Here is a 26,275-nt window from a genome sequence, read left to right on the forward strand (position 1 = left end):
TTTAAGCCAATAAATTATATACTTAACATACCCGGTAGGGTATATTAAACATCAATGCAAAAGATTTGTCAAGTTTTAAAATTTAAGAACAAATACATAAGAGGAGTTTATCATGCATAAAGATAATAATAAGAAAAACCTACTTAATCGTTTAAAACGAGCAGAAGGTCAATTAAGAGGGGTCCAAAAGATGTTAGAAGAGGACAGAGACTGTATGGATATAGTAACCCAACTAACTGCTATTCGTTCGAGTGTGGATCGTATTATGGGCATAATCATGGTTGAAAATTTAAAAGAATGTTTAACTACTGGTGATAAAGATTCAGAAAAGCAGAATCAACGACTAGAGCAAGCTATTTCGATGATTATAAAAAAATAGAGTGTGAGCTATCAAGTAATGAAAGCGAAAGATTTAGTTTTTAGTGAGACATAGATAGCATATTCTAAAAAAAGCTTATACAATAGTATCAGAAAGAGTACAGGAGGTTTTTTGCAAATGATGGAAGGAAAAACGCTTTATCAAACTAAAGTAGTTAATCGAGACGGTATTCAAGGCAAAACCTTTGTTGAAGATCCAGCAGGTTTTGAAGTTAAGGTTTCCAGTCCATTAAGTGAAATAGAAGGTAGTAATCCGGAGCAGCTTCTGGGAATGGCCATAGCAACTTGTCTAAATGCCACCATAGAAGCAGAAGAAATTCGTCGAGGGATTAAACACCAGACTCAAGTATCTGTCTTGGTCGAACTACACCAAGATAATCCCGGCTATCAATTTGTGGTTAAAGTTCAAATCTCTATGCCCCATGTTCAAGCAGATTTAGCTGATTCTATCGTAGAAGTTGCTCTTGAACGCTGTCCCATGCATAAGTTAATGAAAGCTAATGCTACTTACCAAGTTGTTATCAACTAAAAGTGTTCAATCGTTATGAATAAAAAATAAGGGAAAGGGTGTTAGCAATGAAGAAAATTTTACGACTTGGCCTGATGATGGTGACTGGCTTCAGTGGTATGGGGATGGTTCATTCTCCTCATCAAAGTTACTTTGCTCAAGGTGAGAATTTAGTCTTTGCCGAAGAAGCAGTAGATATTCAAGAAGTTCGACAAGCAATGGAACTGTGGCAAGAAACGGTACAATCCTATTCATTAGATGCTCCCCAATATACTATTGCTAGTTTACAGCAAATGGGGCCGGCTAATTTTGATACCTCCTATCATTGGATCATTCCAAAGCTTTACAATGATTATTATGAGAATCTTATTGAATATCAAAGTGTTGAAGAAGACGCGAATCATATTGGCAATTTAAGAGAAATATTTTCACATTCTTTTGGTCTAGAAAAGATGTTGTTAGCTGAATTAAGTTCAGCAGATCAAAAAGCTTTGAATCAATTACGTCTTTTCATAGTCAGTGCGATTATGGAATCTTATCAAGCCGGTATCAATCAGAACCTACCGGGCTATTTTCTATTAGAGGGGACTGATTTTGCAAAAAACATTGTGAAATATTTAGCACTTGATGATCAACATCTCGACCAATTAATTCGCATCAGTCTAGCTTCTAGCTATGCACCAGAAGCCTATAGTTTTGGTTTTGGTGACGAGATGTTTACTATTCCTGAAGAGTTAGAGTATCCGAGTGAACAATATGAAATGTATACCATCACCAACGGAGCATTTGTACAAGATATTGGGGGAACGACTCCTTATTATTTCCATATTCCTTCTGGTAAAATCACAGAGGGTCACTTGGCTAGTCCTGAGCTACATCCTTTAGTAGCTTACGATTGGTCACAAGTATATGGTCGAGTGATTAATAATTATTACCCCAATTATCAAGTCCAGTCATTATCGACTGAAGCAAAAGAGCAATCATTAAATGGGTCATCAAAGCAAAAACAAGCATTGATGACAGCGGTCAGAGACTGGCAAGCAAAAATGGGTCAAAAATATGAGTTTGTCACTCCAGAGACGCCTATAGACTTCTTAGGTGGGGATCTTCCTTTAAAGTCAATGGTAATTCACTTAGATGGTCAGGAACGAAAGGCTCATTATCAAGCTGAACAGCTTATTAATGATGAAATCAATGTCTTAATGGCAATGACTGATATTCGTGATCAAGATAATCCTAGAGCGGAACGACATTTTTATTTATTTGTTGAAGATCAAGGAATCCCAAGAGTTTTGATTACCATGGAAGGACCTGACAATTTAGCGGTTCATCATTTTAAAGACACAGCCAATGTAGAACTTTATCAACTTTTTAAATCCATTTATTAAATCATTAGAAAAAGATAGCTTCTCTTTTGAAGCTGTCTTTTTATATAGTCACTGATTGGCTAATAAGATTGGCAAAGATATTAAGAAACAATATAATGAAGCCATTCAATAATCAATTAGGAGTGGGGAAATGGAAGTAGTAACAGTAACGGCTATCGGCGCTTTGTTAGGTCTATTATTGGCTATCTTATTAATCTTTAAAAAGTTTCCAGTTTTTTATGCTTTATTTATCGGCGCTTTATTCGGAGGATTATTAGGAGGAGCGAATCTAAGTGAAACCATCAGTCTCATGACAAATGGTGCGCAAGGCATGATTACCTCTATCTTAAGGATACTAGCAGCTGGAATCCTTGCAGGTGTTTTAATTAAGACAGGTTCGGCAGCTGCCATTGCCCATGCTATTATTAAGGGTTTGGGAAGCGAAAAAGCTTTATTAGCGATCGCACTTGCTACTATGATTTTAACTTTTGTGGGGGTTTTTATTGATATATCTGTCATAACAGTTGCGCCTATCGCTTTAGAGATTGGTAAAGAATTGGGTTATTCACGGACTGCACTTTTGATGGCTATGATTGGTGGCGGCAAATCAGGTAATATTATTTCACCAAATCCTAACTCTATTGCTGTTTCCGATGGTTTTGGTGTTTCCTTAACTCAAGTCATGTTAGCTGGTCTTATTCCAGCCTTGATTGGGGTGATGTTTACAGCTTGGCTAGCCAAACGATTAATTAATAAAGGCAGTCAAATTGAACAAACAGGAACTTCAAGAGACGATCAAACAGCAGAAAATTTACCTTATTTATGGAAAGCCTTGTCAGGACCTATTTTAGCGATTGTTTTACTATCTTTACGCCCCTTGTTTAATATAATGATTGATCCTATGTTGGCTCTTCCTCTGGGAGGTCTTTTTGGCTTGATAATGGTGGGACATGTTAAGCACTTACAAGAATATACTCAATATGGTTTAAGTAAGATGATTAATGTGGCTATTATCCTTTTAGGAACAGGTTTAATCGCAGGAGTGATTACCAATTCTACTTTAGGAGATGTCCTTACTAATAGTCTAGACTCTTTAGGTTTACCTGCCTATCTTTTAGCACCTTTAGCAGGAATTTTTATGAGTGCGGCGACCGCTTCGACTACTTCAGGATCGGCAGTTGGCTCAGCTGTTTTTTCACCAACTATTCTCTCGTCAGGTGTTTCTCCTATCAGTGGAGCTGCTATGTTACACGCAGGGGCGACAGTATTAGACCATTTACCTCATGGTTCATTCTTCCACGCGACAGGAGGATCCGTATCAGCCGATTTTAAAGAATGTCTAAAACTAATTCCATATGAATCATTAGTAGGTTTCGTTTTAACTATTGTTTCAACCAGTATCTATGGCGTTTTAGGAGGTTAGTAAAATTAATGAAAATTGTGATGGCCTGTGATTCTTTTAAAGAAGCGGTTTCGGCAAAACATGCTTGCCAGACTATAAAAAAAGGTGTGCAACAAGTCTTTCCTCAAGCAGAAATTCTTCAGCTTCCGATGGCAGATGGAGGTGAAGGTACCACTGAAGCCTTGATTGATGCGAGTCAGGGAGTTTATTATACAGTCGAAGTGCGGGGACCTTTAGGAGAAAAAATTCAAGCCCGGTATGGTATTTTAGGAGATGGCAAAACAGCCGTAATTGAAATGGCCAGTGCATCAGGCATTCATCTTATTGAAAAAGAAGATCGTAATCCTTTATTAACATCAACCTATGGAACAGGTCAAGTCATTAAGGCATGTCTAGATCGAGGAGTTCGCTCATTTATTTTAGGGATTGGAGGGTCTGCTACGAATGACGGGGGAGCCGGTATGGCTCAAGCCTTAGGCTATCGTTTATTAGACATAGAAGGCCAAGAGATTCCTTTCGGCAACCAAGGCTTATCGCATTTGGATAGGATTGATTGTCAGACTATTCATCCTGGTCTAGAGCATGCTATCTTCAAGGTTGCCTGTGATGCCAATAATCCGCTGTGTGGTCCGCAAGGAGCTTCGGCTGTAGTCGGTCCGCAAAAAGGGGCAAGTCCAGAAATGATTGAAAAGCTTGATGCGAATCTTGAACATTTCTCACGCCTTATTTATCGTGACTTGAATCGTGAAGTGGCTCATATTGCTGGTTCTGGGGCTGCTGGTGGGTTAGGGGCAGGATTATTAGCATTTACTTCTGCAAAACATAAAAGAGGCATCGATATTGTTATAGAAACAGTCAATTTGAAGACAGCTTTACAAGATGTCGATATTTGTTTTACAGGAGAGGGTCAGATTGACTTTCAAACGCAATACGGTAACCCCCTTTTGGAGTCATGCAATTAGCTAAACAAGTAGCTTTCCGGTCGAAAGTGATCGCATTATGTGGTTCTGTCAGAAATGATATTGAAATCTTATATCAGTTAGGCTTTGATGCGATTTTGAGTATTACGCCTGGGCCAAGCTCCTTGCAAGACCTACTAACTCATACAGAGGAAAATTTAACAGCAGTAGCCAAGCTGTTTGTCAACTATTAAAGAGTTAAAAGTAAAATCACCATTGAATAAACTTATTCAATGGTGATTTTTGTTTAGTTTATTGAGCAAGCCAGTGATTAGGTTTGACTTCTTTAAGGATCTCTTCAGCCAACTTTTCTGGATCAACCTGATAATGAATACGTTGACGTTGACGTTCGTAATCAGGATCTGGTAAAGGAATTGCTGAGAGTAAGGACTGGGTATAGGCATGTAAAGGGTTTGTATACAATTCCTCAGCTTCGGCTAACTCTAAAATCCGACCACGGTTCATAATGGCAATGCGATCACTGACATATTTAACCATGGATAAATCATGGGCAATAAAGAGATAGGTTAGTCCTCTTGATTCTTTTAGTTCTTGTAATAAATTGACCACTTGAGCTTGAATGGAAACATCTAAAGCTGATATCGGTTCATCGGCGACAATGAATTTTGGTTCAACTGCTAAAGCTCGTGCTATCCCAATACGTTGACGTTGACCGCCAGAAAATTCATGAGGATAGCGACCAGCGTGATCAATATTGAGCCCTACATCTTCTAAGAGTCGATTGACTTTTTCGTCTCTTTCCTCTTTTGATTGTGCGAGTCCATGAATATCAATGCCTTCAGCAATAATATCACGAACCTTCATACGAGGATTTAAAGAAGCATAAGGGTCTTGGAAAATCATCTGAATTTCTTTATGGAATTTCAAACGTTCCTTTTTGTTGTAGCTACTCGATAAAGCTTTGTCTTGAAAGATAATTTCACCACTGGTCGGTTGATAGAGGTTAACAATTGCTTTGCCAATCGTTGATTTACCAGAACCTGATTCTCCAACTAACCCAAAAGTTTCTCCAGGAAAGATTTCAAAGGAAACATCGTCTACCGCTTTGACTTCCTTATCAGTTCCTTGGTGGTAGTATTGTTTCAAGTGCTTAACTTGTAGAATAGGTGCATGCTTATTCATAATGCTCCTCCATTCCACTCTTATCGGTCTGTGACTGCTTTTCTCGACAACGTTGATATCTTTCTAAGATAGCAGTTGGCGGGGTCATTTTTGGAGCCATTGGGTGGAGTAACCAAGTGGCTGCATAATGTCCAGGATTGACTTCAAACATGGGCGGTTCCTCCTCAAAATCGATAGCCAAAGCATATTCTGACCGATAGGCGAAAGCATCTCCTTTAGGAGGATTTAAAAGGTCAGGTGGGCTACCGGGGATAGCATATAATTGATCTTGTTTGGAAATGGTTGGCATAGCTGTCAAAAGTCCCCAGGTATAGGGATGTTGAGGATGGTAGTAAATATCATCCACTGTCCCTATTTCAACGATTTTACCCGCATACATAACGGCAATTCGGTCTGCTACATTGGCAACCACACCCAAATCATGAGTGATAAAGATAATGGTCATATTCTTTTCTTGTTGAATTTTTTTAAGTAATTCAATGATTTGTGCTTGAATGGTTACATCTAAAGCAGTTGTGGGCTCATCGGCAATAAGCACTTCAGGATCTCCCGCTAAAGCAATCGCTATCACAATCCTCTGTCTTTGACCACCTGAAAATTGATGTGGATACTGATTAATTCTTTTCTCTGATTGAACAATTCCACATAAATCCAAAAGGTTAATGGCTTCTTTACGCGCTTGTGAGTGATTAAAACCGCGTTTACGAATTAAAACTTCAGTAATTTGTCTTCCGATGGTTAGGGTAGGATTGAGGGCGGTCATTGGATCTTGAAAAATCATGGCAATTTTGCTACCACGTATAGCTTCCATTTCTTTTTTAGATAATTTTAAAAGGTCTCGTTTTTCAAATATCACTTCGCCTGCTTCAATGGTCGCATTTTTAGCTAGAAGCCCCATCAATGCACGTGTGGTTACTGATTTACCTGAGCCTGATTCGCCAACAATTGCTAATGTTTCACCGGCATACAAGGATAAGTTGATTCCACGAATAGCTTTTAATTGGCCAGCAAAGGTTTTGAAGGAAATATTTAAGTCTTTAATTTGAATGATAGCCTTATTCATGAAGTCACCTACTCTTTCATTTTGGGATCAAAAGCATCACGCAGTCCATCTGCTAATAAGTTAAAGGACAACATGATTAATGAGATAACAGCTGCTGGATACCACATTAAATGGGGTAAAAAGCGAAAAGTCTTGTAACCTTCACTCAATAAAGTTCCTAAGGAAGCGTTGGGTGCAGGGATTCCAATCCCGATGAAACTTAAAAAAGCTTCAAAGAAGATGGCAGATGGTATAGCAAACATCATTTGGACAATAATAATTCCTAACATATTGGGAAGGATATGTTTTAATAGAATCTTGCCAGTCGATTGGCCTAATACCTTAGCAGCTAAGACATATTCTTGTTGTTTTAAACGAAGTGTTTGCGCTCTTACCACCCGGGACATTGATATCCAAGAGGTGAGAGCAATCGTAATAATAATAGATAGTAAACCGGGCTGCAATACTAAAAGCATCAGAACAACGATTACTAAATTGGGAACACCTGAAATAATTTCCAGTATTCTTTGCATCAGTGTATCTACCTTACCGCCTAGCCAACCAGATATCATGCCATAGGTTACACCGATAATGACATTGATTAGAACAGCAATAAATGCGACTAAAAGTGAAATTCGAGTTCCATATAAAATACGTGAGAGGAGGTCACGACCTAAACCATCTGTTCCAAGATAGTAGTAGGTTCCCTCAGCCACATTGGCATTTTGATAGGCATCAGTCAAAGCACCACCTCGGTTGACACTTTTACCACTAAACCATGAAAAATCTTCTAAACCTGGTATTTTAGGAGGGAGGTTTGCTTGAGCTGGATTTTGTTGGAACGGTGAAGCGGGTGCAATCCATGGGGCTAAAATAGCAAGAAGTAGAATTAAAATAACGAAAAAGAGTGAAATCATAGCACCTTTATTCTTTTTTAATCTCCGCCATGAATCTTGTAGAAAGTTCAGTGAAGGGGCTTCAATTTTTTCGTTGTCTTCACTTTGGATAGAAATTTTCGGTTGAAAGAGCTTTGGATCTATATCCGCTGTGTGTTTTGTTGAAGCATTATTCGCCGTATTTAAAGAATTTTCGATTGGCATCTAGCCACCTCCTTCAACTTGTCGCATTCTAGGATCTATAAAGCCGTATAGAATATCGACGATTAAAATAATAACAACTAATAAGACAGAATACATAATTGTAATTCCCATAATGGTTGGGTAGTCATTCACTAAAATTGACTTGGTAAACTGCTCACCAATTCCAGGAATTGAAAAAATTTGTTCAATTACCAGTGAGCCGGTCATGGCAGCTGCTGTCATGGGTCCTACTATTGTTAATAGAGGTATGATCGCATTACGCAGCGCATGCTTAGTAACTATATAAAATTTTGAAAAGCCTTTAGCGGTTGCTAATTCAATATAGTCAGAGTGAAGCACTTCAATCATCTCAGTTCGAACGAAACGCGCAGACTCTGCCATAGGTGAAATGGCTAAAGCAAGACTTGGAAGAATAGTTGAGGCATAGCCGTCACGCCAGAAAGCAATTGGTAGCCAATCTAGCCAAACAGCAAACAGAAATTGAAGGACCACAGCATAAACAAAGTTGGGAACAGATCTTCCGCCAATAGCAAAAACGGAGGTGAAGGTATCGATCCAAGTGTTTTGTTTAACAGCTGCAATCATTCCTAAGATAGTTCCAATTACCACACCAAAACCCATGGCTTGAGCTCCTAAAATCATAGAGGGGCCGGCTCGATCTAAAATAATTTTAGTAACAGGTAAGTTATTATATTGAAAGGACACCCCTAAATCCCCTTTTAATATATTTGCTAAGTAGGAAAAATAGCGAACAAGTAAAGGTTGGTTGAGACCATATTTTTCATTTAAAAGTTGAAGTTGGGTCTCGGTTAAAAGATCTTGATTGGCAAAAGGGGAACCAGGTAAGAACTGTAAGAGGAAAAAGGTAACGGAAATAATAATCCAAAGCGTAATTAACATATAAAAAACACGCCGGATTATAAATTTTGTGTAGGAATTCATGGTTATCCACCTTTCGTATTTTAAAGTTAAACAGTATAAACCCTTTTGTGTCAATCATGCCATTATTGCTTATATTATCTTTTATTTTAATACAATTAAGTAAGAATTATCCACTTCATGAGCTGATAGAGTCAAAAATTTATAATGGAAAGCCATTAAAATTTAAAGCTTTAGTAGAATATTGGCAGACTATTAATAGTTCTAGCTAATAATACTACATGGCTGTTTAATGATCTAGCTTGTATAATACTTGATAAATGGATAAAGTCCAATAATAATTAAAGCTTTTAAACTAAATAAATTTGTTATTCGAACCATAAATAATTAAAGAATGATTAATTTTAAGGGAGTGACACATGGGTGATATTAAGAAAGCGATTTGTCTCAAAGATTTAGATAGAACAGATATCCGATAGCTAGAATTCGTTGAGTAGAAGCTATTAAACAATCGGATAAGTTAGTGACCTTTGACGACTTTGAACGTAATACTTTAGCAAGAAGGAGAATATCCTAAAGCTGAAACTGAAGGGAAGCAGGCATTATTTGTGGTAAAACTTGAGCCAAGAGAGATGCTTGTGATTCAATCACATGGTATGTTAGATAATATTAGCTATTCTTAAAAAAGAGATTCCTAACGGAAGTTGAGCAGGTTGGTATCTATTGAAAGGATGATAAATACCGAAAATTAGGCTACCTGGTAGTGGATCTTCCACTGCTAGGTAGCCTAATTATTTTAATAAAGAAAGTTTAGAGTTTCATTTATTATAGATTTACTCTGCAGTTCGATAAGCAGTTCTTAAATTGATTGTTCGACCAAATGGTAAAACTTCGAAGCCTTTTACGCTAGTATCCAATAAGTAGGTAGTAGATGCTTGATAGAATGAAGACTGAGAAGCTTCATCAGCGACGGCAATCTTTTCTGCTTCAATAAGAGCTTGTCGACGTTTTTCTGGGTCATTGGCAAACTCGTTTCTGGCTTGATCAATTAATTGATCCACTTTCTCATTGGAGTATTGACCAAAGTTGATGCCTCCGTCTGATTCCATTTGTTCTACAAAGTTGATCGCATCTTGATAGTCTGGAGCCCAAGTTCCATAGAAGATATCGAAATCAAGTGATCTTTGTAATTCTAAACGATTTTGTAGAGGGACAGAACGAATTGTAATCGTTAATCCGGGAAGATTTTGCATTAATTGAGCTTGAATATACTCAGCTGTACGACTAGCTAAATCTGAGTCAGAAATTAGTAATTGTAACTCAATATTATCTTGTCCTAATTCTTTTTGAGCTGTTTCCCAATCTTTTTGAGCTGCCTCAATATCGAATGTAAGCATTTCACCCGCTTCTTCACGGTAATCCACGCCTTCATCATTTACATCAAATCCTGAAGGAACGAAACCGTTTAAAGAAGTTGACCCATCTTGAATGACTGACTGGGTATAAGTGTCTTTATCAATCGCTTGAATAATGGCCCTACGCAAAGCAATATTATTGGTTGGTTCTTTGGTGGCATTGAACTGTAGGTGTCCGACAGTTGCTTTAGGAATCTGGTTGAAGAAATCAGCGCCATTGTATTGTCCTACAAATTGATCATTCAAGATAGTATAGTCTAGTTCGCCGGCGTCAAATAAGTCAGCTCCGGTTCCTGTTTCCTTAACAACAGACACTAGGACTTCTTCTAAAAAGACCTTTTCAGCATCCCAGTAATTTGGGTTTTTAATCAATTTCCATTCTAAACTGGTTCCTTCCCATCCTTCAATGAGGAAAGGACCATTCATAGCAATACTGTCTGCGCTTGTTCCATAAGCTTGACCTTTTTCTTCAACAACCTTTTGGTTAACTGGCATAAAACGAGAACCTGTGAGTAATTTTGGTAGATATGGAGCTGGATATTCTAACTCAATTACCAAAGTTTTCTCATCAGGAGCAGTCACTCCTAAATCAGAAAGTTCAGCTTCACCATTACGAACTTTGCTAGCGTTTTTAAACACTTCAACAGAAGAAGAGGTATTGGCGTTATTCGGATCGACTAATCTTTGATAAGTAAAGACATAATCGTTAGCTGTAACAGGGTCACCATTAGACCAAGTTAAACCATCTCTTAAGGTGAAAGTATAGGTTAAACCGTCTTCAGAGATATCGACATTTTCAGCTTGCCCCAATTCGACTTCACTACCAGTTGAAACACGGTAAAGTCCTTCAAAAATTTGTCCGATCATATCTGAAGATGGGGTATCATTATAAAGCATAGCGTCTAGAGTTGCTAGTTCTCCAATCGACATAATAGATAATTTTTGTTCGACATTGGGATCTATTTCTTGAGCTGATATCGGCGCAAGATTTCCTATGAGAAGACCAGTAACTGCGATAGAAATCGTTATAAATTTGAATAGTTTATTTTTCATAAGCCGCTCCTTTTTAATTTTTCTTTAATATAACATAGATAAGTGAAAAACTCACAAAATAAGATTGGGGGGTCGATTAAAAGAGAAATTGATAAACCTTATCTCAAGATTAAGATAAGGTTTATCAATTAGAGATTACATTTGTGCAAGCAAATTTAAATACTTAGAGACCACATCGTAACTGAGCATTACAATTTGTACAAGTGTTACAACCCCCAATATCTTCAACGATTCCTTTACGACAAATTGGACAAGTATCTCCTACTTCTGAACCGTAGACCACATCATCAGTATGACCGCTTTGGGTATAATGATCTTTCTCAGCTAAATCAACTAACTGACGCAATTCTTCAACTTCATCGACAACACGTATTTCTTGATCTTCAACCTCAAAAAGAGCAATATTTTGATCTTTTTCATTTTCCTCTGCTTTGAGAGTAAGAACTTGAGAATCTCTTGAACCATCAACATAAACGGTTCCGCCTTTAGCTCCCCCACTGTATAAACGTTCATATATTTCTTCGACTTGTTGAACAGTATAACCTTTGGGGGCATTCACTGTTTTAGAGATGGATGAGTCTACCCATCGCTGGATAGTTGTTTGAACATCGACGTGTTCTTCTGGCTTTAATTCCATGGCTGAAACAAAAGTTTCTGGTAAGTGATCAGCATCTGCTTCTGGATGACGCTCTAAATATTCTTGAACAATTCCAGCGTTTACTTCAATAAACTTACCTAAACGTCCAGAGCGATAATATTTAAAGGCAAAATAAGGCTCAAGACCCGTAGCTACTCCAACCATCGTACCGGTTGATCCAGTAGGAGCGACTGTTAGTAAGTGAGAGTTTCTAATGCCATGTTCTAAAATACCCTGATGAATGTGCTTAGGTAATTTCTGCATATAACCTGTTGAAATAAAGTTTTGACGCAATTGTTTCGTTTCTTCATCGGTTGAACCTATTAGGAAGGGGAAACTTCCCTTTTCTTTGGCTAATTCAATCGAAGTTTCATAAGCAGTGATCGCAATCGTTTGGAAGACTTTATCAATCAATTGATTACCTGAAGCAGAACCATAACGTTGATTAGTATAGATCAATAAGTCAGCTAGCCCCATAACACCTAAACCGATTCGGCGCTCTCCTAAAGCTTGATGACGATTGGCTGCTAAGAAATAAGGGGTAGCATCGATAACGTTATCTTGCATACGCACACCAACACGAACCGTTTCTTTCAATTTTTCAAAATTAACCGTGTGTTCATCTTTATTAGCCATATTTGCTAAGTTTATAGCTGCTAAATTACATACAGAATATGGAGCTAAAGGTTGCTCACCACAAGGGTTAGTGGCTACGACTTTTTGGCCATAGGCTTTAGCATTGGTATCCTTATTAGCATTATCAATAAAGAAAATACCAGGCTCTGCTGAATAGGTGGCACAAATATTAATCAATTTCCATAGTTCACGAGCGGGAATACTTCGGTATGTTCTGACTGCATAACCCATCTCTTCCCAATCACGTACATCTCCTACTTGATGCCATTGAGTATTATAAGCATGCATTTCTTCTTTATTATAATGTTCGACATCAGGGAAACGTAAGTCCCAATCTAGGTTTTGCTCTACCGCTTCCATAAATTCCGAAGTGATAGTTACTGAGATATTTGCTCCTGTTAAAAAGTCTTCATTGTGGACTTCATAAGCACCCTTATCACGTAAAACAGCTCTAGAATGCTCAATGATATCTACATTAAAGCCACCAAAATCCTCTTTATTTTGATAGGAAGCAATTGTTTCATGCATTACTTGGTCATTAGGAGTGAGTGGAACAAATTTAAGTTTTTCCTGTGCTAGCTTTTGAATTAATTCATCTTCTGTTTGTTCAATTAAATAACGTAGAACGCGGGGGTTTTGCATTTTAGAAATGATAAATTCAATAATATCTGGATGCCAATCTGCTAACATAATCATTTGTGCACCCCGGCGCGAGCCACCTTGCTCAACAAGGTGAGTTAATTGAGCAATATCGTTTAACCAAGAAACAGAACCCGAGGACTTACCGTTTACTCCTCTTGCCAGAGTATTTCGAGGTCTTAGAGTGGAGCCGTTAGTTCCTACACCGCCACCGCGCGACATGATTTCCATTACTTCTTTGCGGTGTTCAGCGATTCCCTCGCGAGAATCAGGGACAAACGGCATAACGTAGCAATTAAAATAAGTAACATCCGTTTGTGAGCCTGCTCCATATAGGACACGACCAGCCGGGACAAAGTTTAAATTAGAAAGCTGATTATAAAAAGCTTCAAAAGAGCTTTCTTGTTTTTCTTTTGTACTTTCAATTTCAGCTAAACCGACTGCATTACGGTGGGCGATTTGTTCATAATATATTTCTAAAGGCTTATCTAAACTGTCAATGCTTCGCAAGATTAAGCCACTAAGGCGCTCTTTTTCGTTTTCAAGATTACCACGGTATTCTTCTTCTAATAAAACAAGAGCTTGACCTTTTTCCCAATCAAGTTCTTGCACAATACCAATACCTCTTGCAGGATAGGATGGATCAGGCTTTACAGTTAAGACTACTAAATCGCCAGCTTTTAGAGTTTTCTTAGCGGTGTCTTTAAAAGAATACCTGTCTAACATAACCATTCGTGAGACACCAGAGTGAGTGATTTTCATTTCCGATGTAACAGGAGTTACTTGAGGGAAATGTTTGATAGCCTCATTAAGATCTTGACGGTTCCATTCGACAGTCTTTGGAATTAAAGTATTCGTTTCCATAATCAGTTCAGCCTCTCTATTAAGATCTTCGATACATTTTGAATATTCTAACAAACATAGCAAGAAACACAATATATAGGATATAAAGATAAAATAAAGCCCAATATATTGTGTTTATTAAGTTCTGTAGTTTAGTATACTTGCTAAAAAACAAAATTTCAATCTTAAAAACACAAACATTGAATGAAATTATACCTATGACTACTTAATCGTGATTAAGAAACAAGTCCAAACAAATAGCTTTTCAAAAATAAAAAGATTGTGTATAATGGTCAAAGAAAGTCAATGTTAAACAAAATTAGCTTGAAGGAGGGTTGAATTTGTCCAGAAAAAATATGTCCGATATAATTGAAGCTTATCTTAAATCCTTCTTGCAAAACGCAGAACATGTAGAGATAAAGCGCAGCGATATTGCTGATCAATTTGACTGTGTCCCTTCACAGATCAACTATGTTATTAATACACGATTTACTCAAGAGCATGGTTATCTGGTTGAAAGTAAACGAGGGGGCGGCGGTTATATCCGTATTTTAAAAACTCAATTGACCTCGGATGCAGATGAAGTTGCTTCAATGTTAGAATTAATTGGCAATCAAATTTCATATCGAAATGGTGTGAATATTATTGAAACGTTGATTGAAAGAGAAATAATCACACAAAGGGAAGGAAGACTTATTTTATCAGTGATTGAAAAATCTGTCCTTCATGCGATTTCAAATCAAGATCAAGTGGCTCGAGCCATGTTGTTAAAAACTTTTCTCCATCAATTACGCTATGAATTAACTAGTTAGCTCTCAGTCGAGGATTATTAAATAGAGGTGAAATAAATGTTTGAAGAATTATTTACAGAAAGTGCACGCCAGGCTATGATGTTTGCAGCCGAGCATGCCTATGTTTTCCACCATCAAGCAGTTGGTACGGAACATATTTTGTTAGGATTAGCTCGTGAAGAAAATGGAATTGCCGGTAAAGTCTTAAGAGATTATGGGGCAGAATATGCTGTGCTTGTAGATGAATTAGAAATGATTCATGGAAAAAGCTTAAAAGCAGGTAGACGTGGTGAAGTGGTCATTCCTTATTCCCCACGCGCCAAAAAAGTAATAATGAATGCCTCTAGTGATGCTAAACGTCTTGGCGCTCCAAAAGTAGGGACAGAGCATTTACTTTTAGGCTTACTGAAAGAAGAAATACTCGCTACGGTATTATTGAAAAATATAGGAATTAATCTGGCAGAATTACGTAAAGGAATATTCGAGGAAATTGGAATTAATCAGCAGAAGCGTTCAGATAGTCAAAGTAAAAGAGGGCGACGTCAACAAAACACGAATACTCAATCTAATACTGCTACTTTGGATGGAGTTTCAAGAGATCTAACACAATTGGCACGCGAAGGTAAATTAGATCCGGTTATCGGTCGCGAAAAAGAAATTCGTCGTATGATTCAAATTATTTCTCGCAGAACGAAAAACAACCCTGTTCTTGTAGGAGAACCGGGCGTTGGAAAAACAGCGATTGCTGAAGGGTTGGCTCAAGCAATGGTGACAGGGAAAGTACCAAGTGAAATTGCTGAGAAACGTCTAATGATGTTAGATACAGCTGCTTTAGTTGCTGGGACTAAATATCGAGGCGAATTTGAAGAACGAATGAAGAAGATAATCGAAGAAATATCTCAAGATGGTAAAGTAATTCTTTTTATAGATGAACTCCACACACTTATTGGAGCTGGAGGAGCCGAAGGAGCAATTGATGCTGCCAACATTCTTAAACCGGCTTTAGCAAGGGGAGAAATTCAAACAGTGGGAGCTACAACCTTCGATGAATATCAAAAGCATATTGAAAAAGACTCTGCCTTAGAACGTCGTTTTTCTAAAATTGTGATTGAAGAGCCTTCTCAAGCTGAGTCTATTCAAATTATAACTGGACTAAGGTCTAAATATGAACAGCATCATCATGTGGAGATAAGTGATGAAGCGATTGAAGCGGCAGTCAAATTGTCCTCACGCTATATGAATGAGCGTAAGTTACCTGATAAGGCGGTTGATTTAATCGATGAAGCATCGGCTAAAGTAAGAATCGAAGAAGGCAAGCAAACTGATAATTTAGCAGAGCTAGAATTGCAACAAAAAAACCTAGCGAATCGTAAAGAACAAGCCATTCTCGACCGCAATTTTGAATTAGCTGCCGATATTCGAAAAGAAGAGCAAGATTTAGAAAAAGTTATTGAGAAGGCTAACAAAAAAGCCAAGAAAAAAAATGAACAAAAAGAATTAAGTTATCCAAAAGTAACCGCTGAACATGTAGCTGAAGTAACAGCACTGGCAACAGGTGTGCCAATCTATCAAATGGATGTAGCGGAAGCTAAACGTTTAGTTCATTTAGAAGCTGAGTTGCATGAACGCGTAATAGGACAAGATTCAGCCGTTTCTTCAGTAGCGCGTGCTATTCGGCGTGCTCGTTCAGGCTTGAAGAGTCCACAAAGACCAATTGGCTCCTTCTTATTCTTAGGACCGACTGGTGTTGGAAAAACAGAATTAGCCAAAACCTTAGCTAACTCCATGTTTGGTTCACAAGATAATATGATTCGTGTTGATATGTCTGAGTATATGGAAAAACACGCCGTTTCTCGTTTAGTCGGTTCTCCTCCAGGATATGTCGGTTATGACGAGTCTGGACAATTAACTGAAAAAGTTCGCCAAAAACCATATTCAGTGATTCTACTAGATGAAATTGAGAAGGCGCATCCAGATGTCTTTAATATCTTATTACAGGTTTTTGATGACGGTCATTTAACAGATGGTAAGGGTCGTCGGGTCGACTTTAGAAATACAATTATTATCATGACATCTAATATCGGTGCTACTGCTCTTCGCGACGAGAAGTCAGTTGGCTTCAGTGCGGTTAGCTTTGCTGATGACTTTAAAGCGATGGAAAAGCGTATCTTAGAAGAGTTAAAACGTGCTTTCCGTCCAGAATTTTTAAACCGTATCGACGAAACGATTGTCTTTCACTCATTGGATAAAGAACATATTAAAGAAATTGTTAAACTTCAAACCAATGAGATTGTTAAACGATTAGATGAATTAGAAATTAATGCGCGTATAACTGATACAGCAATCGATATTATAGCGGAAGCAGGATTTGATCCAGAATATGGAGCGCGTCCAATCCGCCGAGCTATTCAAAAACAAATTGAAGATGAATTAAGTGAGATGCTCTTGAATGGAGATATTGCTTTAGGAGATAAAATAACAATTGGTGGTCGCTCAGGATCCATTCGGATTAACAACCGATCAAAATAGCTGGAAAAATCGATGATCTTATCTAGAATAGTAGCCGAGTAAGCCTAGCTTATTCAGCTACTATTTTTTGATTATAATAATTGATAGTCTATCAAAAGCTGAAAGCATTTTACTATCTATTTTATACGTTTAGTGATAAGGTTTATATGAAGTAAAAAGAAATTAATAAAGAGGTGGAATATATTATGTTGAATAAAAAGAACAGATTGACCAATATCATCGCTGGTACAGCAATTGTTGCAGCCGTTACAGGCGTTATTCTTTATGCATATTTAGATGATGATGCTAATGAACGTGTAAGAGGCATGATTAACCGTGAGAAAGTCAAAGCTTATGTTAAGCATCAATTAAAAGGCTCCGATCATTTAGTGAATATCGTAAATGACCTTTCTGATGAAGAAGTAAATACTTTAGTAGGTATTGCTAATAAGACTAAGGCCACTCAGTCTCAAATGAGTGAAGGTTTTATTCAGATTATTAACCGTGCTAAAGAACTAGCTGATGATGCTGGTGAAAAAATGCATAATCTGTTTTAATAATTACAGATATATAGTCAAAAGCAACCTATAGATGGAGGTTGCTTTTTAATTTGAAATACTTTTATTTAAATAGGAGTCAGTGAATGGAGAATTTATTATTTAAAGAGTTGGATTCAAATCAACAGGTCCAGCATAAAAAATGGATGCTTGAAGCAATTAAGGAAGCAAAAAAAGCTGAAGCAATTGGTGAGGTGCCGATTGGAGCTGTCGTTGTATACAATGATGAAATAATTGGAAGAGGCTTTAATGTTAGAGAAAGTCAGCACCAAGCTACAGGTCACGCTGAAATATTAGCGATAAATCAAGCTAATGAAAGGCTACAAGCATGGCGGCTTCAAGGGGCTAAATTGTATGTAACTTTAGAACCTTGTCCAATGTGTGCTGGAGCATCTGTGTTAGCGAGACTTGAACAAGTAATTTTTGCTACCAGAGATCCTAAAGGGGGTTGCAGTGGCAGCTTAATGAATTTATTACAAGAGGAACGCTTTAATCATCAAGTGGAAGTTATTGAGGGGGTTTTAAAAGAAGAATGTAGCCAGATGATGTCTAATTTCTTTAGACAACTGCGACAGAAGAAAAAAGCAAAGAAGAAAGACAAGGCGAAATAGGAGGATATCCACAGAAAAGTTGTGCAAAAGACGACTTATGCACAACTTTATACACAGGCAAGAGATGAACCTTAGCTCTAAAACATGAATTTTACAAAAGGAGCCATTCATGCTATACTATAAAAAGGCAATGATGGATTCACGAACCGAGTCAGGACCGGAAGGTAGCAGCTATAAGTGATGAAGTCATGTGCCTATTTTATTTTGTCTAATTTCCTTATTAGATAGGCTTTTACAGTATTTTTCAAACTTAAAGGGTAGCAAAAAGATAACTTCTTATATTCTTGAATATTTTTATGAGGTCATCAAAAGCTATCATAACAACACATAATCTAAGCGCTGTCACATTGTTGTAAATGTGTGAAAGTGACTCATGCGACTTTTTGTCTTGATCGTCTATTTTATAAGCTTCTGAGGGGATCTATATCTAAAAGAGAGTACTCCTAGAAGATTATATAATTGAGATTACATACCATGGTGAGTGTTTTTTTACTTTTAAGAGACAAGCTAATAATATAGTTAATGTTGATTAAAAAATAGATTATTATATAGTTTAAACTTGTTGAAAAGGTTGATGATATTAAGTATACATAAATTAATACTTATTAATTTGCTAATCAATATAAAGATATATCGAATGTTTGTAGGGGTATTTTGCATAAGAAACTAAGCGACATACCTACAAGGGTGCATGGGGGGAAATTACCTTTAGTATATTTAGTATTATAGGCGCCTTGAAAATCGTTTTTGATTTAATGTAATTTTCCACCTTATAAAGGTGTTTTTTTATTTTCTGAAAAAAATTGCATGTAAATTTACAAAATATTTACAATGAATTTACTTAAAGTTAATACTAGCATGCTATATTTTTGTCAACGGTCACTTTAAAAGGATCGATAACAAAGGAGGAAGCACCATGAAAAAAGTAATTAAGAAATTGATGGTGGGATTACTATCAGCTTCAATGTCAGTAGCGAGTGTATTACCTTTAAGTCAAACTGTTCAAGCTGCAGAGCCAGTTAAATTATCATTCTGGCATGGAATGGGTGGCTCTGTTGGAGAAGCTTTACAAAAACTAGTAGATCAATATAATGAATCTCAAGATGCGGTGGAAGTTGATGCACAGTATCAAGGGTCTTATGACGAAACATTAACCAAATTACGTTCTTCTGCTTCAGGATCAGAAGTGGGTGCAGATGTGGTTCAAGTATTTGAAGTTGGAACAACCTTTATGATTGATTCAGGTTTAACGGTTCCAATTCAAGATTATGTAGATAAGACAGATTTTGATTTAGATTTATTGGAGCCTAATTTATTGGCTTATTTCACTATTGAGGATCGATTACACTCGATGCCTTTTAATAATTCGACCCCTTTAATGTACTATAATAAAGATATTTTTGATAAAGCTGGCGTAGAAGTTCCAACAACCTTAGAAGACTTAATTGAAATTGGACCCAAATTACAAGAAGCTGGTGCCGCTATGCCAGCATCTATCGGAATCTATGGTTGGTGGATTGATCAATGGTTTAACAAAATGGAAAAAGAAATCTTTGACCATGCTAACGGACGCGATGGAGCACCTGAATCAGTGGCCTTTATTGAAAATGGAGGTATGGAAAAGATTTTAACCATGTGGAAAAAAGGTGTGGATGCAGGTGTTATGCCTAACGTAGGTCGTGAGGGTGGACATCCAGAATTTATTGCAGGGCAATCAGCTATTACTTTTGGTTCCACTGCAAGTTTACGTCAATTGTTAACTGAAGTAGATGGGCGTTTTGAAATTGGTACGGCTTATTATCCTGGTATCGACTCAGAAGATAAGGGTGGCGTATCCATTGGAGGCGCTTCTCTTTGGATGATTGAATCAGATGATGAGGCTAAAAAAGATGCAGCTTGGGACTTTATTCAATTCTTAGTATCTCCTGCCTCACAAGCACAATGGAATGTTGATACAGGATATTTCCCAGTTAACCTAGCGGCCCACGAGGAGCAAAACTTTAAAGACAATTTAGAAGCATTCCCGCAATTCCAAACAGCGATTGATCAGCTGCATGATTCGACCGCAGATGATCAAGGGGCTTTAGCAGGTGTTGCTCAAGAAGCACGTCAAGTTTTTGAAAATGAACTTGAAAAAGTTATTAATGGTGAAACAGATCCTAAATCAGCTGCACAAGCTATGGCAGATCAAATCAATAAAGCGATTGAAAACTACAATCAAGCCAACCAATAATTTAATGAATTAAATGTATAGATAATCGAGGGAGCTTCATTATTGGTGTTCTCTCGATTTTTTATGTGGAAGGTTTTTGATGGGAAGAGGTGGAAAGATGGAAGAAATTGTAATCATCGAGCCAAAGAGAAGTACTTGGGAAAAAGTAAAAGGATATGGCTATTTACTCCCAGCGATGACAATCTTATCTATATTTATGTTCTGGCCATTTTTTCAGACCATTTATCGGAGTTTATTTTTGACCAATAATTTAGGACAAAATGCAGAATATCTTGGTTTGGGGAATTATACAGAACTTTTTGCAAGTGAAAGCTTTTGGAACAGTGTTTTAGTATCTTTTAAATTTGTTGTTATAGTTGTTTTTGTAGGCGTTGTATTAGGCTTTATTACAGCACTTTTATGTCAAAAAACATTCCCAGGAATTAAAATTTTTTCAACTTCATACGCTATGCCAATGGCAATTGCGTCTGCTGGAATGGCCATGATTTTTCAAGTGATGTTAAATCCAACGGTTGGGATTGTGAACCGGATTTTGGGAACTTATATTAATTATCTCTCTCAACCAAGCAGTGCCTTATTAGTTGTGGGTATTTTGACCGGCTGGTTGAATTCAGGGATGAATTTTTTGTATTTCTCATCTGGCTTAGCCAGCATTGACGATTCTCTTTATGAATCAGCTTCGATTGATGGGGCAAACGGGATTAAGAAATTTATTTATATAACCATTCCATCATTGAAGCCAACCCTTTTTTTCGTGGTTGTAACCAACGTTATTAACGCTTTCCAAGGGTTTGGACAGATAAATATTTTAACCAAGGGTGGTCCAGGTCAAGCAACGAATGTGATTGTTTATGATATTTATCGAAATGCCTTTATGAATTATCGCTATGGCTATGCTTCAGCCGAGTCAGTTGTTTTATTTTTAATCGTTATGATCTTGACCATTATCATGTTTAAAATCCGTGGAAAGGAGAGTGCATAATGGCAGAACTTATTAAAGAAAATAAGGACAATAAAATTAAAAAAAGACGCGAATCAATCACTGTATGGAGTATTGTACGATTGCTTTTAAATATAGTTATGTTACTGATTGTTCTTTCGCCTTTATTGTACGGGCTAATGATGTCCGTTAAACCTTCTGGAGAGTTATACGATCCAGAAAGTGTTTGGTTTCCTAAAAATCCTACATTAACTAACTTTCTTGATGTTTTTAAAATAGCACCGATAGGAATTTATATAAGAAATTCAATGATTGTTGCAGTAGCCATCACTCTTAGTCAGTTAATAACTTCTGTCTTAGCTGCTTTCGCCTTTCGCTTTTTGAACTTCAAAGGTAAAGGGCTGTTATATGCATTGATCCTATCGACAATGATGATTCCAGGCGAAGCCGTTATTATTTCGCAATTCTTAATGATTTCATCTTGGGGTTGGAATGATTCCCTCTACGTGTTAATCATACCCTTTATTATTTCAGCCTTTAATATCTTCTTATGCGTTCAAGCCTTGCAGAGCTTTCCTTATGAAGTGTATGAAGCTGCTAAGGTAGATGGTTGTACAGATTTCAGATTTGTTTTAACCATTTTGATGCCTTTGATTAAACCAACCTTAGGAGCTATGTCTGTTCAATCATTCTTATCGGGATGGAATATGTATATGTGGCCTTTACTAGTGACAAATAATGATCAGAATCGTACCGTTCAGATAGGTATTAGCATGCTGAATTCGGTGGATTCACAGTCACTGGTTTTAATGGTAGCAGGGGTTATGATCTGTATGGTTCCAAGTCTGCTTATTTTTATTGTTGGATCAAGGAATATGGTAAAGGGACTTACGGCCGGAGCAGTGAAAGGATAAGGAGAGAATATTTATGGCGAAATTAAGTTTAAGAAAAGTTGCTAAAATCTATGATGATGGCTTTAAAGCAGTCAAAAATATTGATTTGGAAATTGAAGATAAAGAGTTCATCGTATTAGTAGGTCCTTCTGGCTGTGGCAAGTCAACAACTTTACGTATGATTGCTGGTTTAGAGAGTATTTCAGAAGGAGAACTCTGGATTGGTGATTTAAGGGTTAATAACTTACAGCCAAAAGATCGTGACATTGCCATGGTTTTCCAATCTTACGCGCTTTATCCACATATGAATGTTCGTGATAATATGGGATTTTCAATGAAGATGAATGGAATCAGTAAAAAGGATCGTCAATTACGCGTAGAGCAAGTTGCTAAAGCGCTTCAGTTAACGGAACTACTTGACAAGAAACCAGGCGCTTTATCAGGGGGACAACGTCAAAGAGTGGCTTTAGGTCGAGCTATGGTGCGAAATCCTAAGGTTTTTCTATTAGATGAGCCTCTATCCAACTTAGACGCTAAATTACGGGTATCGATGCGGTCTGAAATTACCCAGTTGCATCGTGAATTAGGAACGACCTTTGTTTATGTTACCCATGACCAAACAGAAGCCATGACAATGGGAACGCGAATAGCTGTGATGAATGCTGGAAGTATCGAACAATATGACACACCGGCCAATTTGTATTATAATCCATGTAATAAGTTTGTTGCTGAATTTATTGGGTCACCCATGATTAATATGTTCAATGGTAGATTAGTCATTAAAGATGGGAAAGTAAACCTTAAAATTGCTGATCAATCGTTTGAGCTCGCTGAAGAAGTTAAAGATCAGTTGCTTGTTGAAGTAGAAGACCAGGAAGTTTATATTGGCATTCGCCCGGAGGACATGCACCATAAGGCCGAGGGTTTAAACACCTCAGGTTTGAATGTTATCGCTAAAAATGTTGAGCAAGTAGGCTCTGACACTTTTGTTTATTTTGATCAACCTACTTCTAGTCGGGAGTTGGTGGCTCGTTTTTCACCGGCACGTCCTGTTAAAATTGGCGAAGAAGTTCAAGTTCAGTTGGACTTGAATAAAATCATGTTGTTTGATCAGAAAACAGAAGCGTCGATACTCAATCGAATAGTGGGAGAGGATTTTGATAAATAATGGTAAAAATTATTGCACATCGCGGTTATTCTGGAATATATCCTGAAAACACCATGTTAGCTTTCAAAGAAGCGGCAAAATTTCCGATTGAAGGCATTGAGTTAGATGTCCATTTAACTAAAGACCAAGAGGTAGTCATCATTCATGATGAAGCGATTGATCGCACTTCAACAGGTAGTGGCTATGTAAAAGATATGACCTTAATTGAATTACGTCAGTATAACTATTATGCTAACTTCAAAGAAACACAAGTTAAGTCCGCAAGAGACATTCAAATTCCGACTTTGCGCGAATTTTTTGAATGGATGCAGCCTCTAGATATTAAAGTTAATATCGAGTTGAAAACTAACATTTTTCGCTATGAGGGTCTTAATGCTAAAGTTTTAGAATTAATCAGGGAATTTAAATTAGAAGATCGTGTTTTGATTTCATCTTTTAATCACCACAGTGTGCGTGATTTTATGCGCCTAGCAGGGGATAGTAAAATTGAATACGGCTTTTTAACGGCGTCGGGTCAATTAAACCCTGGTAAATATTGTAAGGAACATGGTGTCGGTCATTATCATCCTGCTTTTGTGACTTTGGACTTAGAAGATATTGAAGAATGTCATCGTCAGGGAGTCGAAATTAACACTTACACAGTCAATGAAGCTGATCATATCCAGATGATGATTGATGCGGGTGTGGATCGCATTATAACCAACTATGTTGAGAGAGCTTTAGAATTAATTTAAGTTCTAGCAAAAAAAATCCTTCTGGATATTCAGAAGGATTCTTCAAATTGAAGACAAACCGTTCTTTGACTAGCCCTTAAAGAACAGTTTGTCTTAGTTTACATTAAAAGTTCGCTATATAATATAAAAAGTGAAACTTCTCATCTCCAGTATATTTGTCAATTTTTTCTAGTTCATACACGTAAAAGTAAGGCCAGCTTTAAATTCCATCAAGGGCCGTTCAATTAAATGTGTATCGAAAACCATGTTGTTTTTTAGTAGTGCCGAATAATCTTTCAACGGACTCATTTCATTCTCTATAAAGAGCACGCGCACTTTCTGAATACCTGATATTCTTACACCTTTCAAGAGCTTCTTGCCACATATGTCAAGTAATAACTGATTCATTTTGATATTTCTTCTAATCTTGACTAGAAGTCTTGTAGTCAAGATATCCTTTTCGATAGGTAATCGTATAATGATAGGCCACATTGTTTTTGTCTAAATAACAGTCATAGTATTCATCATATACAATATCTCTATTCTCGGGTTTAAGTCTTGGCAGTGCAAAGGGGGAACATTGGTGTGATTGCTTGCTTTTAAAGAATTTGAGCGATGGTGGGCGTTTTATATCTCTATCCGCAATTAAAACTTCAAGTTAAAAGGAATAATCTTATTAAATATTGAACAGAAAAATTGTGTGTGGTGGGTATTTCCTGAGTGTAAACTATAACCTAAAACCCACCCATTGCAATCAAAAACCATTTGAATATTATAGCCAAAGACTTCTTTATAGTCCCCTGTATGAAACAACCCTGTATCCGTATCATTGAGACTACTTTTTGTGTTTTTTAGTAGCTTTCTACATGAATCGTTCGATTTTTTTAACAGCTTCCTTCATTTCATCTGCCAATCATATGGTTGGCACCAGCATTTCTTCGTTCGTATACTTTGGCGATTTGCACAAGGTTTGACGTGTGTAACATCTATAAACTAGATTTGTTGTCGATTAGTCCTGCCTCCAAACACAGTACGAGTATTTGGCTAAAGATCTTTTGACGATACTTGTCCTTTCAAAACGCTGCTTGTAATTCTTTCCTAAAGTTCAAAAATGTGTCACTATTCAGTGAGAGATAGACCTAAGAACGAGCGATAGGCAACATTTATTTGAATTTCTTGAATGGTTTGCCGCATACTTGGAGTATAAAAGAGGTGTTGAAGAATGGAGGTTTTGATAAGCGTAATCGGGTCAATACTTGGGCGTGCATTATCCAAACAATAGTAATCATCAACTAAAGAATATATGAACGAAAAATCAATATGGCTATCAATTTTTCTCAGAAAATAATTCTCAGGAACGAGAATGTTTAGTGAGTGAAAGAACACCTGATTACGTGCTTCAAATGTTTTACTATCTGCCATTGACTGAAATTATTGAAACCATCTGTTTTCTTTTCATTATAACTATCATTTGAAAATTATAGAAATAATGGCGATAGTTAGAGTGCTCAATAAGGTAAATATAGGTTAATATACAAATTTCAGAAACTTGCTCATTTGGAATGATATACTTTTTAGACCAAAAACTATGGATACTTTCTCAATTTAAAAATTCTAAAAGTATTTTCTTATTGAATTAAGTTGAATTGAACTTAGTTTAACAATTCAAGCAAAAATTGAAAGAATAAATTTTTGTGAAAACGGTTAACATTTATGTTTAAAAGTGTATAATATTATTAACCTTAAAAAGAAGGGACATAGCGTAAAATTTCTTGTGTAAGCTCCGAAACTCCCTAGAAAAAGAAACCTCACTTATGTAAGATTGTAATCACCACAAAACAATCACAAATAGGAGGTCCC

General features: G+C 37.0%; 22 protein-coding genes and 1 other RNA gene. 16 read left to right on the plus strand and 7 right to left on the minus strand.

What is annotated here, in order from left to right:
• Positions 1–112 precede the first annotated feature (112 nt).
• The 6 genes from ACQV2S_RS04415 (at position 113) to ACQV2S_RS04440 (ending at position 4,808) form a co-directional block, all read left to right on the plus strand.
• Positions 113–379 carry a metal-sensitive transcriptional regulator gene (locus tag ACQV2S_RS04415; protein WP_428873085.1) on the plus strand — a complete coding sequence of 89 codons (267 nt, stop codon included), beginning with the start codon at positions 113–115 and terminating at the stop codon, positions 377–379.
• A gap of 117 nt (positions 380–496) precedes the next feature.
• Positions 497–907 (plus strand): OsmC family protein, encoded by a 411-nt coding sequence (locus ACQV2S_RS04420; RefSeq protein WP_428873086.1) that lies wholly within the window; start codon positions 497–499, stop codon positions 905–907.
• 47 nt (positions 908–954) lie between these two features.
• Positions 955–2,274 carry a DUF4767 domain-containing protein gene (locus ACQV2S_RS04425; protein WP_428873087.1) on the plus strand — a complete coding sequence of 440 codons (1,320 nt, stop codon included), beginning with the start codon at positions 955–957 and terminating at the stop codon, positions 2,272–2,274.
• 130 nt (positions 2,275–2,404) lie between these two features.
• Positions 2,405–3,676 carry a GntP family permease gene (locus ACQV2S_RS04430; protein WP_428873088.1) on the plus strand — a complete coding sequence of 424 codons (1,272 nt, stop codon included), beginning with the start codon at positions 2,405–2,407 and terminating at the stop codon, positions 3,674–3,676.
• Positions 3,677–3,684: 8 nt separating this feature from the next.
• Entirely contained in the window at positions 3,685–4,617 is a 933-nt protein-coding gene (locus ACQV2S_RS04435) for a glycerate kinase (protein ID WP_428885079.1), read from the plus strand.
• Positions 4,608–4,808, plus strand: coding sequence for a glycerate kinase (locus ACQV2S_RS04440; RefSeq protein WP_428873090.1), 201 nt, complete (start codon positions 4,608–4,610; stop codon positions 4,806–4,808). Before ACQV2S_RS04435 ends, ACQV2S_RS04440 begins: the two co-directional genes overlap by 10 nt.
• A 58-nt stretch (positions 4,809–4,866) precedes the next feature.
• Here the strand turns inward: ACQV2S_RS04440 and ACQV2S_RS04445 are convergent, their stop codons facing one another.
• The 6 genes from ACQV2S_RS04445 to ACQV2S_RS04470 all read right to left on the minus strand — a co-directional run bounded on the left by ACQV2S_RS04445 (position 4,867) and on the right by ACQV2S_RS04470 (position 14,022).
• Positions 4,867–5,760: an ABC transporter ATP-binding protein gene (locus ACQV2S_RS04445; RefSeq protein WP_428873162.1), complete on the minus strand. Its 894-nt coding sequence runs from the start codon at positions 5,758–5,760 to the stop codon at positions 4,867–4,869.
• The gene (locus ACQV2S_RS04450) at positions 5,750–6,820 is read right to left on the minus strand and encodes an ABC transporter ATP-binding protein (RefSeq protein ID WP_428873091.1); all 1,071 of its coding nucleotides are present in this window, start codon (positions 6,818–6,820) and stop codon (positions 5,750–5,752) included. Before ACQV2S_RS04450 ends, ACQV2S_RS04445 begins: the two co-directional genes overlap by 11 nt.
• Positions 6,821–6,828: 8 nt before the next feature.
• On the minus strand, positions 6,829–7,899 hold the full coding sequence (gene opp3C / locus ACQV2S_RS04455) for an oligopeptide ABC transporter permease (RefSeq protein ID WP_428873092.1): 1,071 nt from the start codon (positions 7,897–7,899) through the stop codon (positions 6,829–6,831).
• The gene (locus ACQV2S_RS04460) at positions 7,900–8,841 is read right to left on the minus strand and encodes an ABC transporter permease (RefSeq protein ID WP_428873093.1); all 942 of its coding nucleotides are present in this window, start codon (positions 8,839–8,841) and stop codon (positions 7,900–7,902) included.
• A gap of 770 nt (positions 8,842–9,611) precedes the next feature.
• Positions 9,612–11,246 carry a peptide ABC transporter substrate-binding protein gene (locus ACQV2S_RS04465; protein ID WP_428873094.1) on the minus strand — a complete coding sequence of 545 codons (1,635 nt, stop codon included), beginning with the start codon at positions 11,244–11,246 and terminating at the stop codon, positions 9,612–9,614.
• A gap of 163 nt (positions 11,247–11,409) precedes the next feature.
• Entirely contained in the window at positions 11,410–14,022 is a 2,613-nt protein-coding gene (locus tag ACQV2S_RS04470; protein WP_428873095.1) for a vitamin B12-dependent ribonucleotide reductase, read from the minus strand.
• Between the two features lie 320 nt (positions 14,023–14,342).
• On the opposite strand from ACQV2S_RS04470, the gene ACQV2S_RS04475 reads away from it, so the two are divergent.
• The 10 genes from ACQV2S_RS04475 to ACQV2S_RS04520 all read left to right on the plus strand — a co-directional run bounded on the left by ACQV2S_RS04475 (position 14,343) and on the right by ACQV2S_RS04520 (position 24,436).
• Positions 14,343–14,813 carry a CtsR family transcriptional regulator gene (locus ACQV2S_RS04475; RefSeq protein ID WP_428873096.1) on the plus strand — a complete coding sequence of 157 codons (471 nt, stop codon included), beginning with the start codon at positions 14,343–14,345 and terminating at the stop codon, positions 14,811–14,813.
• Between the two features lie 36 nt (positions 14,814–14,849).
• The gene (locus ACQV2S_RS04480; RefSeq protein WP_428873097.1) at positions 14,850–17,321 is read left to right on the plus strand and encodes an ATP-dependent Clp protease ATP-binding subunit; all 2,472 of its coding nucleotides are present in this window, start codon (positions 14,850–14,852) and stop codon (positions 17,319–17,321) included.
• 185 nt (positions 17,322–17,506) lie between these two features.
• Positions 17,507–17,857 (plus strand): hypothetical protein, encoded by a 351-nt coding sequence (locus ACQV2S_RS04485; RefSeq protein ID WP_258437020.1) that lies wholly within the window; start codon positions 17,507–17,509, stop codon positions 17,855–17,857.
• Between the two features lie 86 nt (positions 17,858–17,943).
• The gene (gene tadA, locus ACQV2S_RS04490; RefSeq protein ID WP_428873098.1) at positions 17,944–18,468 is read left to right on the plus strand and encodes a tRNA adenosine(34) deaminase TadA; all 525 of its coding nucleotides are present in this window, start codon (positions 17,944–17,946) and stop codon (positions 18,466–18,468) included.
• A 117-nt stretch (positions 18,469–18,585) separates the two neighbouring features.
• Positions 18,586–18,676: signal recognition particle sRNA small type (ffs, locus tag ACQV2S_RS04495), an RNA gene on the plus strand.
• Between the two features lie 708 nt (positions 18,677–19,384).
• Positions 19,385–20,701, plus strand: coding sequence for an ABC transporter substrate-binding protein (locus ACQV2S_RS04500; protein WP_428885080.1), 1,317 nt, complete (start codon positions 19,385–19,387; stop codon positions 20,699–20,701).
• Positions 20,702–20,798: 97 nt separating this feature from the next.
• Positions 20,799–21,683: a carbohydrate ABC transporter permease gene (locus ACQV2S_RS04505; protein WP_428885081.1), complete on the plus strand. Its 885-nt coding sequence runs from the start codon at positions 20,799–20,801 to the stop codon at positions 21,681–21,683.
• Positions 21,683–22,555 carry a carbohydrate ABC transporter permease gene (locus ACQV2S_RS04510; protein ID WP_428873101.1) on the plus strand — a complete coding sequence of 291 codons (873 nt, stop codon included), beginning with the start codon at positions 21,683–21,685 and terminating at the stop codon, positions 22,553–22,555. The genes ACQV2S_RS04505 and ACQV2S_RS04510 overlap by 1 nt, the downstream gene beginning before the upstream one ends.
• A 13-nt stretch (positions 22,556–22,568) precedes the next feature.
• The gene (locus tag ACQV2S_RS04515; protein ID WP_428885082.1) at positions 22,569–23,702 is read left to right on the plus strand and encodes an ABC transporter ATP-binding protein; all 1,134 of its coding nucleotides are present in this window, start codon (positions 22,569–22,571) and stop codon (positions 23,700–23,702) included.
• Positions 23,702–24,436 (plus strand): glycerophosphodiester phosphodiesterase, encoded by a 735-nt coding sequence (locus ACQV2S_RS04520; RefSeq protein WP_428873103.1) that lies wholly within the window; start codon positions 23,702–23,704, stop codon positions 24,434–24,436. The genes ACQV2S_RS04515 and ACQV2S_RS04520 overlap by 1 nt, the downstream gene beginning before the upstream one ends.
• Before the next feature lie 1,098 nt (positions 24,437–25,534).
• On the opposite strand, the gene ACQV2S_RS04525 is transcribed toward ACQV2S_RS04520, so the two are convergent.
• Entirely contained in the window at positions 25,535–25,837 is a 303-nt protein-coding gene (locus tag ACQV2S_RS04525) for a transposase (RefSeq protein WP_428875054.1), read from the minus strand.
• Between the last annotated feature and the right edge of the window lie 438 nt (positions 25,838–26,275).

The organism is Facklamia sp. P13064 (genome assembly GCF_050409425.1).
In the GTDB taxonomy this organism is placed as follows: domain Bacteria; phylum Bacillota; class Bacilli; order Lactobacillales; family Aerococcaceae; genus Facklamia.

Bases quoted from the DNA above. Each gene is read 5' to 3' on its own strand.
- ACQV2S_RS04480 (WP_428873097.1), top strand. From the start codon at position 14,850: ATGTTTGAAGAATTATTTACAGAAAGTGCACGCCAGGCTATGATGTTT.
- ACQV2S_RS04450 (WP_428873091.1), bottom strand. From the start codon at position 6,820: ATGAATAAGGCTATCATTCAAATTAAAGACTTAAATATTTCCTTCAAA.
- opp3C (WP_428873092.1), bottom strand. From the start codon at position 7,899: ATGCCAATCGAAAATTCTTTAAATACGGCGAATAATGCTTCAACAAAA.
- ACQV2S_RS04430 (WP_428873088.1), top strand. From the start codon at position 2,405: ATGGAAGTAGTAACAGTAACGGCTATCGGCGCTTTGTTAGGTCTATTA.
- tadA (WP_428873098.1), top strand. From the start codon at position 17,944: ATGGAGAATTTATTATTTAAAGAGTTGGATTCAAATCAACAGGTCCAG.
- ACQV2S_RS04420 (WP_428873086.1), top strand. From the start codon at position 497: ATGATGGAAGGAAAAACGCTTTATCAAACTAAAGTAGTTAATCGAGAC.
- ACQV2S_RS04525 (WP_428875054.1), bottom strand. From the start codon at position 25,837: ATGGCAGATAGTAAAACATTTGAAGCACGTAATCAGGTGTTCTTTCAC.
- ACQV2S_RS04465 (WP_428873094.1), bottom strand. From the start codon at position 11,246: ATGAAAAATAAACTATTCAAATTTATAACGATTTCTATCGCAGTTACT.
- ACQV2S_RS04460 (WP_428873093.1), bottom strand. From the start codon at position 8,841: ATGAATTCCTACACAAAATTTATAATCCGGCGTGTTTTTTATATGTTA.
- ACQV2S_RS04435 (WP_428885079.1), top strand. From the start codon at position 3,685: ATGAAAATTGTGATGGCCTGTGATTCTTTTAAAGAAGCGGTTTCGGCA.
- ACQV2S_RS04440 (WP_428873090.1), top strand. From the start codon at position 4,608: ATGCAATTAGCTAAACAAGTAGCTTTCCGGTCGAAAGTGATCGCATTA.
- ACQV2S_RS04485 (WP_258437020.1), top strand. From the start codon at position 17,507: ATGTTGAATAAAAAGAACAGATTGACCAATATCATCGCTGGTACAGCA.
- ACQV2S_RS04415 (WP_428873085.1), top strand. From the start codon at position 113: ATGCATAAAGATAATAATAAGAAAAACCTACTTAATCGTTTAAAACGA.
- ACQV2S_RS04515 (WP_428885082.1), top strand. From the start codon at position 22,569: ATGGCGAAATTAAGTTTAAGAAAAGTTGCTAAAATCTATGATGATGGC.
- ACQV2S_RS04470 (WP_428873095.1), bottom strand. From the start codon at position 14,022: ATGGAAACGAATACTTTAATTCCAAAGACTGTCGAATGGAACCGTCAA.
- ACQV2S_RS04520 (WP_428873103.1), top strand. From the start codon at position 23,702: ATGGTAAAAATTATTGCACATCGCGGTTATTCTGGAATATATCCTGAA.
- ACQV2S_RS04425 (WP_428873087.1), top strand. From the start codon at position 955: ATGAAGAAAATTTTACGACTTGGCCTGATGATGGTGACTGGCTTCAGT.
- ACQV2S_RS04500 (WP_428885080.1), top strand. From the start codon at position 19,385: ATGAAAAAAGTAATTAAGAAATTGATGGTGGGATTACTATCAGCTTCA.
- ACQV2S_RS04510 (WP_428873101.1), top strand. From the start codon at position 21,683: ATGGCAGAACTTATTAAAGAAAATAAGGACAATAAAATTAAAAAAAGA.
- ACQV2S_RS04505 (WP_428885081.1), top strand. From the start codon at position 20,799: ATGGAAGAAATTGTAATCATCGAGCCAAAGAGAAGTACTTGGGAAAAA.